General features: G+C 71.3%; 9 protein-coding genes. 8 read left to right on the top strand and 1 reads right to left on the bottom strand.

What is annotated here, in order from left to right; all coding sequences use genetic code 11:
* Positions 1-588: 588 nt before the first annotated feature.
* The 4 genes from ACFQ7C_RS02915 (at position 589) to ACFQ7C_RS02930 (ending at position 4632) form a co-directional block, all read left to right on the top strand.
* On the top strand, positions 589-1410 hold the full coding sequence (locus ACFQ7C_RS02915; protein ID WP_378897673.1) for an endonuclease domain-containing protein: 822 nt from the start codon (positions 589-591) through the stop codon (positions 1408-1410).
* Positions 1411-1818: 408 nt separating this feature from the next.
* A complete protein-coding gene (locus tag ACFQ7C_RS02920; RefSeq protein ID WP_378897676.1) occupies positions 1819-2520 on the top strand; it encodes a metal-dependent transcriptional regulator in 702 nt (233 codons plus the stop codon).
* 312 nt (positions 2521-2832) lie between these two features.
* The gene (locus ACFQ7C_RS02925; protein ID WP_378897679.1) at positions 2833-3765 is read left to right on the top strand and encodes a M23 family metallopeptidase; all 933 of its coding nucleotides are present in this window, start codon (positions 2833-2835) and stop codon (positions 3763-3765) included.
* A 369-nt stretch (positions 3766-4134) separates the two neighbouring features.
* Positions 4135-4632 (top strand): HNH endonuclease, encoded by a 498-nt coding sequence (locus ACFQ7C_RS02930; protein ID WP_378897682.1) that lies wholly within the window; start codon positions 4135-4137, stop codon positions 4630-4632.
* A 30-nt stretch (positions 4633-4662) separates the two neighbouring features.
* Here ACFQ7C_RS02930 and ACFQ7C_RS02935 read toward each other — a convergent pair whose 3' ends face one another.
* On the bottom strand, positions 4663-5187 hold the full coding sequence (locus tag ACFQ7C_RS02935) for a MarR family winged helix-turn-helix transcriptional regulator (RefSeq protein WP_378897685.1): 525 nt from the start codon (positions 5185-5187) through the stop codon (positions 4663-4665).
* Between the two features lie 40 nt (positions 5188-5227).
* Here ACFQ7C_RS02935 and ACFQ7C_RS02940 point away from each other — a divergent pair, with 40 nt between their 5' ends.
* From ACFQ7C_RS02940 to ACFQ7C_RS02955, 4 genes are all read left to right on the top strand, one after another.
* Positions 5228-6130, top strand: coding sequence for an EamA family transporter (locus ACFQ7C_RS02940; RefSeq protein ID WP_378897688.1), 903 nt, complete (start codon positions 5228-5230; stop codon positions 6128-6130).
* Positions 6131-6200: 70 nt separating this feature from the next.
* Positions 6201-7004, top strand: coding sequence for a hypothetical protein (locus ACFQ7C_RS02945; protein WP_378897691.1), 804 nt, complete (start codon positions 6201-6203; stop codon positions 7002-7004).
* Position 7005: 1 nt separating this feature from the next.
* Positions 7006-8733 (top strand): DNA polymerase Y family protein, encoded by a 1728-nt coding sequence (locus ACFQ7C_RS02950; protein ID WP_378897694.1) that lies wholly within the window; start codon positions 7006-7008, stop codon positions 8731-8733.
* 83 nt (positions 8734-8816) lie between these two features.
* Positions 8817-12233, top strand: a complete 3417-nt coding sequence (locus ACFQ7C_RS02955) for an error-prone DNA polymerase (RefSeq protein ID WP_378897697.1) — start codon at positions 8817-8819, stop codon at positions 12231-12233.
* The last annotated feature ends 7 nt before the right edge of the window (positions 12234-12240 follow it).

Genomic DNA, 12240 nt, shown 5'->3' on the forward strand with positions numbered 1-12240 from the left:
AGGGTGGGCGGCTGCTGCCGCTGCCACCGATGCTGAGGCTGGGCGCCGAGTGCGGGGCATCCGTCCTCTTCGACAGGTCAACCGGGCTTGCGCAGGATGCGATCCGGGGATCGGCTCATGTAGAACCCTGGTTGACCTGTCGGGGTCGAAGAGCAGGGGGGGCTGGAGGGTGGGCGGCTGCTGCCGCTGCCACCTGAGGCTGGGCGCCGAGTGCGGGGCGTCCGTCCTCTTCGACAGGTCAACCGGGCTTGCGCAGGGTGCGATCCGGGGATCGGCTCATGTAGAACCCCGGTTGACCTGTCGAGCCCGGTGAGCCGCGGTAGTCGGGGGTGAGGGTGGGCGGCTGCTGCCGCTGCCACCGATGCTGAGGCTGGGCGCCGAGTGCGGGGCATCCGTCCTCTTCGACAGGTCAACCGGGCTTGCGCAGGGTGCGATCCGGGGATCGGCTCATGCAGAGCCCCGGTTGACCTGTCGAGCCTCCTCCACAGGGGGACGGGCGGATGCTGCGCACGCGAGTTCTCGTGATCGCGCCGAGTATCGCGCTGCCTCGCGTGGCGGAGCCGCGACCATTCAGGGATGGCGGATCTGATGACGGAACTGCAGGCACGAGGCGGCGTCGCGCTCAGGTCGGTGCTCATGAGCGCAGGAGTCAGCGGCTACTCGATCGAGTGCGCGATGGCCGCGGGCCTCGTCACCAGGCCGCGGCGGGGGTGGGTGGCGAATCCGGACGTCGATCCCTACCTCATGGCAGCCGCACGGGCGGGCGTGGTGCTCACATGCATCACGCGGGCGAAGCGCTTGGGGCTGTGGGTCCTCGCCGAAGACGGTCCGCACGTCGGTGCACCGCCGAGCGCATCCCGGCTGAAGCTGAAGAATCAGAAGGCGACCGTGCATTGGGCTCGGCCGGTCGAGCCACGAGCTCCGGGAACGCTGGAGGACAGCATCCTCAACACGCTCCTCATCGTCGCGCGATGCCAGCCGCATGAAACCGCACTCGCTGTGTGGGAGTCCGCCCTCAACCTTCGACTCGTCGACAAGGCAGAGCTCGCACGGCTCCCTCTGGTCCCGGCCGTCCGCGGACTGCTGGAGGAGGCGACTCCTTTCGCGGACTCGGGGCTCGAGTCGATCTTCCGCACGCGACTTCGGTGGCTTTCCCTTCCCATCCGGTATCAGATCTGGATTCAGGGGCATCGAGCCGACTTCCTCATCGGCGACCGTCTGGTCGTGCAGGTCGACGGAGGGCACCACGTCGGCGCGCAGCGCGCCGAGGACGTGGCCCACGACGCGGCCCTCATGCTTCTCGGCTATCACGTCATCCGAGTGACCTACGTGCAGGTGATCGAGCGCTGGCACGAAGTGCAGGACCTGGTGATGCGCGCTGTGGCGCAGGGTCTGGACCGGGCTTCCTGAGGCAGCACAGGACGCCGGGCGGCAGCATCCGTCCCCCCTCTTCGACAGGTCAACCGGGCTTGCACAGGACTGAGGTGCGCCTGCGGATCATGTAGAACCCCGGTTGACCTGTTGAGCTGCTCCTTGGCGGGAAGGGGGAGCGTGCGGGAGCGGGGAGTGTGAGGAGCGGGGAGTGTGAGGGAGCGGGGAGTGTGAGGGAGCGGGGAGTGTGAGGGAGCGGGGAGCGGGGAACGAACGGATGCCGCGGCGTGGGGCAGCGCACATGCCGCACCGCCGCAGGGCCCGCAGCGATCCGCCGCAGACGCCGCGGCGTGTGCGGACCCGTGCGGCCCCGGGCGGGCCCGGCCTCGGCGTCGGGGACAGAGGATAGGCTGTCCTCAGCCCCTTGAGAAGTCTGAGGACACCGCGATGACCGACCTGATCGACACCACTGAGATGTACCTGCGCACCATCCTCGAGCTCGAGGAGGAGAACATCGTGCCGCTGCGGGCACGCATCTCGGAGCGCCTCGGCCACTCGGGCCCCACGGTGTCGCAGACGATCGGCCGCATGGAGCGCGACGGACTCGTCGTCGTCTCGGAGGACCGCACCCTCGAGCTGACCGACGCCGGCCGGCAGAAGGCCGTCGACGTCATGCGCAAGCACCGGCTGGCCGAGCGCCTGCTGTCCGACGTCATCGGCCTGGACTGGGCCTACGTCCACGAAGAGGCCTGCCGCTGGGAGCACGTCATGAGCGAGCAGGTCGAGCGCCGTCTCGTCGAACTGCTCGGGCACCCGACCGAGTCGCCCTACGGCAACCCGATCCCGGGTCTCGATCAGCTCGGCGACGTGCCGACGAACGGCTTCGAGCAGGGTGTCGTGGGCCTGGTGCGCCGCCTCAACGACGCCGGCGAGCCGATCACCGGCACCGTCCGCCGGCTCGCCGAGCCCGCGCAGGTCGACCCGGAGCTGCTTCAGCAGCTGAAGGGCGCGGGCGTCGTCCCGGGGGCCGTCGGCGACTACCGCTACAGCGAGGGCTACGTGCTCGTGCAGATGCAGGGCAGCGACGAGGGCCTCGAGCTGCCGGTCGAGATCGCGTCGCACATCTTCCTCGTCGACGACGTCCGCTGAGGCGGCGCGTCCCGCTGAATGGGACGATCGCGGCGCCGATTCGGTGGGGCGAATCTCATTCGAGGACACCGGATGCCGCATTCCACCCCCTCCGATGACGCACTGTGCGGAGATTGCCAGGCGCGGAGCGTGACATAAACGTGACCTTCGGGTAGCCTCGAACAGTCCACCCGGCCAGAAGCCCGCCGACCGGACCCCGCGTGGATTGCCTCACCGGCTCGTCGTCCACACGTGGTGTAGCCCGCACATCGTGCCCCGACATCGAGTGCTGACGAGCCAGGCGCCCCGGCGCAGAGGCGCCGGAGGAACAGTTTGGCTGACGAGATCGAGTCGCACGCGAACGTGCCCGAGCACGCCGCGGCGGACCAGAACCGCCGCGCGCGCAACCGGAAGACCCCCGCGCGACGCTCCCGCGCCGCCGCGCCCGCGAAGCCCACGGCCGGCCGCGCAGACGCCCGTCCCGCCGCATCGAAGCCCGCCGCGACGTCGAAGAAGGGGCGTGTGGTCAAGCCGCTGCGCAGCCTCGTCGTGCTGACGATGGTGGGCGGCCTCGTCGCCACCGTCGCGATCCCGGCCTTCGCCGCCGGCGCCGGTGCGGTCACCGAAGAGTCCCGCACCCTTCAGCAGATGGCCGTCGACGATGCGCAGACCTTCGTCGCCGCATCCGACGCGAACGCCGCCGAGCTGTCGCGTGAGGGCTACGCGGCCACCACCGCGGAAGAGATCGAGAAGAAGAAGGCCGAGGCGGCCGCTGCCGAGCGCGCCCGTCAGGTCGCGGCGGCTGCTGCCGCAGCGGCGGCGTCTTCGCGCACGTCGGTGCCCGTCAATATCGCCCTCACGTCGCCCGGAACCGGCGAAGTGCGCTGGCCGATCCTCAACTTCACCAAGGGCCGCGGCCTCTGGGACTCGGGCTACCACCAGGGCGTCGACCTGCTGTCTTCGTGCGGCACGCCGCTCTATGCCGCGGCTGCGGGCGTGGTCAAGGTGTCGCAGGAGAGCTACGGCGGCTACGGCGTCGGCGTCTCGATCGACCACGTGATCGGCGGCCAGCGGGTCAACACGCTCTACGGTCACATGACGTACGGCAGCCGCCAGGTCTCGGTGGGCCAGTCCGTCGAGGCCGGTCAGCTTATCGGCCTCGTCGGCAGCACGGGCAGCTCGACCGCCTGCCACCTGCACTTCGAGGTCCACATCAACGGCGGTGTCGTCGACCCGTGGGCGTGGCTGCAGGCCAACGCCGGCTGACATACACGAAGACCCTCTGCAATCACAGAAGAGAACGGATGCCTCGGCCGAGGCATCCGTTCTCTGCTTTAGTCACCGACACGCCATGTGTCGTTCAGGTGACGCCGCGCCCCGGGCGTGTCGGCGTGGGTTACCCTGGGACTCGACGCTGAGAGAGCGGAGGGAGCCGATGGGCTGCACACCACGCATCCGAACCATGGATGCGCTTGGACGCCTCGTCCTTCGGCATTGCACGAGCGGATGCCGCGGCACTGCCGTGGCGCCAGGGCGCTGTCTGTAGACAGCGCCTTTTTTCATGCCCCTGCGCCCTTGATCGTCGCGCAAGTCGAATAACCGAGAAGCCGTCCCGGCCATTCGAGAGGATGATCAATGCGCACTCTGGTGCTGAACGCGGGGTATGAGCCCCTCGCCGTCGTGTCGTTCAAGCGGGCGCTCGTGCTCGTGATGAACGAGAAGGCCACCGTGGTGGAACACACCGAGACCGATCCGGTGTGGGGCACCAGACGCTCGTACGAACGCCCGGCCGTGATCATCCTGACCCGCTACGTGCGGGTGCCGGGCGGTCGCCATGTGCCGGTGACCCGGCGGGGCGTGCTGCGGCGCGACAACCACCGCTGCGCGTACTGCGGCAAGGCGGCGTCGACGATCGACCACGTGCTGCCGCGCTCGCGCGGCGGCGCCGACTCGTGGGAGAACCTCGTCGCGTGCTGCCTGCGCTGCAACAACGTGAAGGGCGACCGCACGCCGCAGGAGATGGACTGGGAGCTGCGCTTCCTGCCCCGTCCGCCGCGCGGCGCGCAGTGGACCGTCCGCGGCACCGAGCGCAGCGACCCGCGGTGGGAGCCGTACCTCGCCCTCGCGGCGTGAGATCGCGGTCGTGCGCTGACTGAGTGCGGGTCAGCGCTCGTCGAGCAGGCGCAGCCAGCGGGCGAGGATCGGCTCGAGGGTCGCAGCATCCGTCGTCCCGAGCTCGTCGAGGATGCGGCGTTCGTTCGAGAGATGCGCGGCGATCGCGCGATCGATGAGATCCCGGCCCGCCGGGGTGAGTCGCACCAGGCGCTTTCGGGCGTCGGATGCCTCGACCCGCCGCTCGACGAGCCCGCGGGCTGCGAGGCGGTCGACGCGCTTGGTGAGTCCGCCGGTCGTGACGAGGGTGTGGTCGGCGAGTTCGCCGGCAGCGCGCTCGTACGGCGCGCCCGCGCGGCGGAGCGTGGCGAGCACGTCGAACTCGCCCTCGCTCAGGCCGAACTCGCCGTAGACGGCGACGAGCCGCTCGGTGAGGGTGAGCGCGACGAGGTGAAGGCGGCCGATCACGCCCTGGGGCGAGGGGTCGAGGTCGGGGCGCTCGCGGCGCCACTCCTGCTGGATCTCCGCGACCCGGTCGAGCGGTTCATCGTGCGCGGAGCGGTCGTCGTCGGCCATGCGACCCATCTTATCTTCCCGGTAAGATAAAGTATCTTCCATGGAAGATAAGCGGTGGATGTGGATCCTGGTGACGGCGATCGCCCCGATCGCGTGGGGGAGCGGCTACGTCGTCACGCACAGCCTGCTGCCGGCGGACGCGCCGCTGTGGGGTGGCGTGCTGCGAGCGCTGCCGGCCGGACTCATCGTGCTGCTCCTCGCGCGCCAGCTGCCGCGCGGGTCGTGGTGGTGGCGCTCTCTCGTGCTCGGCACGCTGAACGTCGGCGGCTTCTTCGTGCTCGTGTACGTCGCCGGGCAGCGGCTGCCGTCGAGTCTCGCCGCGACGCTGATGTCGGCATCCGCCGCGTGCATGCTGCTGTTCGCGTGGCTGCTGCTCCATCGCAGGCCTCGGCTCGCCGCCGTGGTGGGCGCGGCCGTGGGCCTGATCGGTGTGGCGGTGATGCTGGGCTTCGATGCGGACGGCGCCGATCCGTGGGGTGTCGCCGCGTCGCTCGGCGCGATGGTGGCCTCGTCGATCGGCTTCGTGCTCACGTCGAGGTGGGGCTCGGATGTTCCGGCGCTGCCGATGACGGCGTGGCAGCTCGTCGCCGGCTCGATCGTGCTGCTGCCGGCCGCGGTGCTCGTCGAAGGTGCGCCGCCGGCGCTCACAGTTTCTTCGGGGCTCGGGTTCGCGTACCTCACGCTCATCGCGACGGCGCTCGCATACGTCGCGTGGTTCGCGGGTCTGCGGCGGCTCTCTCCCGGGGTGGTCGGCGTGGTCGGGCTGCTCAATCCGGTCACCGGAGTCGTGCTCGGCGTGGCTGTCGCGGGGGAGGCGTTCGGGGTGCCGCAGGTCGTGGGGGTCGGCCTCGTGCTCGTCGGGATCGTACTGGGCGCCGCGCCGGCCAGGCGGCGGGTTCCGCACCCGGGTGCGGTGCCGCTCGTCCTGCAGTCTCGAACATAACTGTCGGAACCCAGGACTACGCTCGTTCCCAGCGGTTGAAGGACTAGAACATCTGTTCTAGCATGTGGGAATGAGGGCGATCGTGCAGCTCACGGCACAGCACGTGCACGAGGCCGTCGGCCAGGCGCCGACGGGCACGGAGCCTGCCGCCCTCGGCGCGGTGGGCGCATCGTCCGCCGGCACGGTCGCCCAGCTGCGGGCCCAGGTCGAGCGGGTGCAGGGCCGACGGCTCGATGCGCCGGTGCTTCCGGTGCATCCCGCGCTCGCCTCGTTGCTTCCCGGGGGCGGTCTGCGTCCTGGTTCCGCCTACTCCCTGCCGCGCTCGACGTCGGTGCTGCTGGCGCTGCTGGCCCAGCCGTCGCAGGCAGGGTCATGGTGCGGTGCGATCGGCATGCCGCAGCTCGGCGCCGAGGCAGCCGAGGGTCTCGGGGTAGATCTGTCGCGGCTCGTGCTCATCCCCGACCCTGGTGCTCGCTGGCTCGCGGTCACCTCGACCGTGGCAGAGGTGCTGCCGGTGGTCGCGGTGCGCCCGTCGGGGCGGGCGGCCGACGGCGAGATCTCCCGCCTGGCGGCACGGCTGCGCGACCGCGGCGCGGTGCTGCTGGTGCAGGGGCCGTGGCCCCAGGCGGAGGCCGTGATCGACGTGGGCGAGCCGACGTGGAAAGGCGTCGGCCGCGGGCACGGCTACCTCTCCGGCAGGGAAGTGACGCTCACCTCGTCCAGCCGGCGATGGCCGCGTCCGCGACGGGCTCGCGTGATGCTTCCGGATGCTGCGGGGCACGTCTCCGCCGCGCCCGAGCGGGTGCGCCCCGTCGAGGCGCTGCCTGCGGAATCTGCGGAGTCCTTCCCGCAGCTGATCAGGGCGGTGGGGTGACATGTCATCGGGCACGCCGGTGCGGAGCCTCGTGCTGTGGTTCCCCGACTGGCCGGTCACGGCTCTCGAACGGGAGGCGGGCGCTGTCGCGGCGGAGTCGATGAAGGACGCCGTCGGGGAGCGGCCGGGCTCTCGGACGGATGCGGCGCAGGAGAAGCCCACCCCGAAGGCCCCGGTCGCCGTCGTGGAGCGCAACCTCGTGGTCGCGTGCTCCGCGTCTGCGCGTGCCGAGGGGGTGCGCCGGGGGCAGCGCCGGCGCGATGCTCAGGCACGGTGCCCCGGGCTGACGCTGGTGACCGCGGACGCCGCGCGTGATCATCGGGCGTTCGCCCCGATCGTGTCGCTGATCGAAGACAAGGCGCCCGGCGTGCAGCTGGTGCGGCCCGGACTCTGCGCGCTGCGCGCCCGCGGTCCGGCGCGGTACTACGGCGGCGAGGCCGAGGCCGCTCGCATGCTGATCGGCATCCTCCGTGAAGCGGGTCTCGACGGGGTGCGGGTGGGCATCGCCGACGGGCCGTTCACGGCGGAGCAGGCGGCGCGGGGCGGCACGAGCGCCGCCGATCCGGTCTTCGTCGTGCCCGCGGGCGGTGCGGCCGGCTTCCTCGCGCCGCTGCCGATCGCGGTGCTCGACGCCTCGGCGCTGCTCGGCACCGGCACGGCGGGCGCGAAAGAGGCGACCGACCTCGTGGGCCTGCTCGCCCGGCTGGGCGTGCAGACCCTCGGGGGGTTCGCCGAGATGGAGCCCGATCGCGTGCGCGAACGGTTCGGGGAGCGGGGCATCCGACTCCACGCGCTCGCCGCGGGGTGCGACTCGCGACCCGTGCAGCCGCGCACGCCGCCGCCCGAGCTGCAGCGCGAGGTCGCGTTCGAGCCGCCCCTCGAGATCGCCGATCAGGTGGCCTTCGCCATGCGCGTCACCGCCGACGACTTCGTCGCGGGTCTAGGCGCGGTGGACCTCGTCTGCACCGAGCTGCGGGTCGAGCTCGTCGGAGACCGCGGGGAGCGCAGCGAGAGGGTGTGGCTGCATCCCGGATCCTTCGACGCCGCGGCGGTCGTCGACCGGGTGCGGTGGCAGCTCGCGGAAGATGTCGGCGCCGGCGACGCGGCGGGGCGCGGGCTGCGCAGCGGGGTCGCGCTCGTGCGGATCTCGCCGGAGGCGGTGGATGCGGCATCCCATCACGCCCCCGCGCTGTTCGGCGGCGGCCCCGAGGAGCGGGTGCACCATGCGCTGTCGCGCGTGCAGGCGATGCTCGGGCACCGCGGAGTCCTGACGCCGGCCATCGGCGGCGGGAGGTGGCTGGCCGAGCGCCAGGTGCTCGTGCCATGGGGCGACAAGGACGAACGCGACCGGAAGGCCGGCGGCCGAGCGGCGGACTCCGTCGGGGGCCTCGCGGCGCAGCGCGCGCGACCGTGGCCGGGGAGTCTGCCCGACCCGCTGCCGACGACGGTGTTCGCCGATCCGGTGCCGGTCGACGTGCGGGCGCTCGGCGGCGAACTCGTCGACGTCGACGAGCGGGGGAACGTCTCGGCCGTGCCCGCGCTCTTCATCGAGAGCGGTCGCCGGCGCGCCATCGAAGCGTGGGCGGGGCCGTGGCCCGTGGTCGAGCGCGGATGGGATGCCGCACGCTCGCGCCGTGCGCACCGGTTCCAGGTCGTCGACGCCGACGGGGCAGCCTGGCTGCTGGTGTGCGACGGCGACGCCTGGACGGCGGAGGCCACCTATGACTGACACGTACCACCGGTCGTTGAGCGAGCGAGGAACGACGAGTCGAAACGCCTCGGGCATACGGGGCAGCGGCGGGTGATGGGCTGATGGGCTTCAACAATCCGGGCGTGCCGTGGTCCGAGATGGAGCGCGTGCTGAGCGGTCGTCGCAGGCCCGACGCGCCGCCGGTCGGCGCGGACGGCGGCGACAGCCCCGCCTGGTCGCGCAAGCGGGGGCCGTACGTCGCGCCCGAGATCGAGCGTCCGGCCGACGCGATCCCCTATGCCGAGCTGCACGCGCATTCGTCGTACTCGTTCCTCGACGGCGCCTCGTCGCCCGAGGAGCTCGCCGAGGAGGCCGAGCGCCTGGGTCTGCACGCCCTCGCGGTCACCGACCACGACGGGTTCTACGGCATCGTGCGGTTCGCCGAGGCCGCCGAGGCACTGCGGCTCAAGACCGTGTTCGGCGCCGAGCTGTCGCTCGAGCTGCCCGAGCCGCAGAACGGCGAGGCCGATCCGGTCGGCGCGCATCTGCTGGTGCTCGCCCGCGGCGAGGAGGGATATCACCGGCTGGCGGGTGCGATCACCCACGCGCAGCTGCAGGGCGCCGAGAAGGGCCGGCCCGTCTACGACCTCGACGAGCTCGCCGCGCAGGCGGCGGGGGAGTGGGCTGTGCTCACGGGATGCCGCAAAGGCGCCGTGCGCCGAGCGCTCGCCGAGAGTCCCGATGCGGCGGCACGTGAACTCGATCGCCTCGTGACCCTGTTCGGGAAAGACAGCGTGCACGTCGAGCTCATCGACCACGGCAATCCGCTCGACACCCGCGACAACGACGTGCTGGCCGGGCTCGCACGGGAGCGGGGCCTTCCGCTCCTCGCCACGAACAACGTGCACTACGCCGTGCCGAAGCGGCAGCTGCTCGCCGCGGCCGTCGCGGCCGTCCGCGCGAACCGCGGCCTGGACGAGCTCGACGGCTGGCTGCCCGCCCACGCCGGCGCCCACCTGCGCTCGGGGGCCGAGATGGCGGAGCGCTTCGTACGGTTCCCGGATGCCGTCGCCCGCACCGTGACGCTCGCCGACGAGCTCGCCTTCCCGCTGCGGAAGGCGAAGCCCGCGCTCCCGAAGCAGAAGGTGCCCGAGGGACACACGCCGATGTCGTGGCTGCGGCACCTGGTGTGGGAGGCGGTGCCGCGCAAGTACCCCGACCTGACGGAGGCGGACCGGGCGCGCATCGAGAAGGAGCTCGAGGTCATCGAGATGAAGGACTTCCCCGGCTACTTCCTGATCGTCCACGGCATCGTGCAGTTCGCCCGGAGCCAGGGCATCCTCTGTCAGGGGCGCGGGTCCGCCGCCAACAGCGCCATCTGCTACCTGCTCGACATCACCGCCGTCGACGCGATCGGGTACGACCTGCCGTTCGAGCGGTTCCTGTCGAGCCTGCGCGAGGAGGAGCCCGACATCGACGTCGACTTCGACTCGGATCGCCGGGAAGAGGTCATCCAGTGGGTGTACCGGGAGTACGGCCGCGACCGCGCGGCACAGGTCGCGAACGTCATCCAGTACCGGCCCAAGAACGCCGTGCGCGACATGGCGAAGGCACTGGGGCATTCGCCGGGCCAGCAGGACGCCTGGTCGAAGCAGATCGAGGGCTGGGGAGCCCTTCTCGAGACGGGCGCCGGCCACGACATCCCCGACCAGGTGCTGGAGTTCGCCTCCGAGCTGCTCAAGGCGCCGCGGCACCTCGGCATCCACTCCGGCGGCATGGTGCTCACCGACCGACCGGTGGGCGAGGTCGTGCCGATCGAGCACGCCCGCATGGAGAACCGCACGGTGATCCAGTGGGACAAGGACGACGCCGCCTGGATGGGCCTCGTGAAGTTCGACCTGCTGGGCCTCGGGATGCTGGCGGCCCTGCAGTACTGCTTCGACATGATCCGCGCCTCGACCGGGGAGGACTGGGAACTGTCGACCCTCCCGAAGGAGGAGAAGGCGGTCTACGACATGCTGTGCCGTGCCGACTCGATCGGGGTGTTCCAGGTCGAATCCCGAGCGCAGATGGGCCTTCTCCCGCGCTTGCAGCCGCGCCGGTTCTACGACCTCGTGATCGAGATCGCGCTCATCCGCCCCGGGCCGATCCAGGGCGGGGCGGTGCATCCGTTCGTCAAGCGCAAGCTTGGGCAGGAGGAGGTGACCTACCCCCACCCCAAGCTCGTGTCGGTGCTGGAGCGGACGCTCGGCATCCCCGTGTTCCAGGAGCAGCTCATGCAGATGGGCATGGCCGTCGGCGGGCTCACCGGCGAGGACGCCGATCTGCTGCGCCGTGCCATGGGCTCCAAGCGCGGGATCGAGCGCATCGACTCGCTGAAGAAGAAGCTGTACGCCGGCATGGCCGAGAACAACCTCGTGGGCGAGGAGGCCGACGCGATCTACGCCAAGATCCAGGCGTTCGCGAACTTCGGCTTCGCCGAGTCGCACTCGCTGTCGTTCGCGCTGCTCGTGTACGCCAGCTCGTGGATCAAGCTGCACTACCCGGCGGCGTTCCTCGCGGGACTGCTGCGGGCGCAGCCGATGGGCTTCTACTCGCCCGCGACACTCGTGGGCGATGCGCGCCACCACGGCGTCGAGGTGCGCCGCCCCGACCTCCACCTCTCCGGCAGCGAGGCGGTGCTCGAGGCCGTCACGGACGCTTCGACTGGCTCAGCGACCGAGGCTCAAGGCCCCACCGGCCTCGACTCGTGCGCCGATCGCAACCAGCCGCCGGTCGGGCTCTTCGACATCGACGCACCCGACGACTCCGCCGCGCACCGCCGCGACGGGAGGTTCGCGGTGCGGCTGGGGCTCGCCGGAGTGAAGGGCATCGGTGCGACGGTCGCGCAGCGCATCGTCGCGGCGCGCGAGTCCGGCGGCCTGTTCCGAGACCTCCGCGATCTCGTGCGGCGCACCAGCATCACTGCGGCACAGGTCGAGGCGCTCGCCACCGCGGGAGCGTTCGAATGCCTCGGGCTCAGCCGGCGCGAGGCGATCTGGCTCGCCGGGTCGGCGGCGCAGGACCGCCCCGAGTTCCTGCCGGACTCGCTCATCGCGGTGCAGCCCCCGCTGTTCGCCGACCCCACCAGCTACGAGCGCCTCGCCGCCGACCTGTGGGCGACGGGCATCTCGACCGACGACCACCCGATCACCCACTACCGCTCCGGGCTCGACGCGCGTGGCGTCCTGACCTCCCGCGAACTGCGCAGCCACGAGGTCGGCCGCCGCGTCGAGGTCGCCGGTCTGGTGACCCACCGGCAGCGCCCGGCCACAGCATCCGGAATCACGTTCCTCAACCTCGAAGACGAGCACGGTCTCGTCAACATCGTGTGCTCGCTCGGCGTCTGGAACCGCTATCGCCGCATCGTGCGCGATTCGCCCGCGCTCATCGCGCGGGGCATCCTCGAACGATCCGCCGAGGGCGTGACGAACCTCATCGCCGATGCGTTCGAAGACCTCCGCGTCGGCGTGCAGCACCGCGCGAGGGACTTCCGGTGACGGGCAC

Source organism: Microbacterium sp. NPDC056569 (assembly GCF_042793475.1).
Lineage (GTDB): Bacteria > Actinomycetota > Actinomycetes > Actinomycetales > Microbacteriaceae > Microbacterium.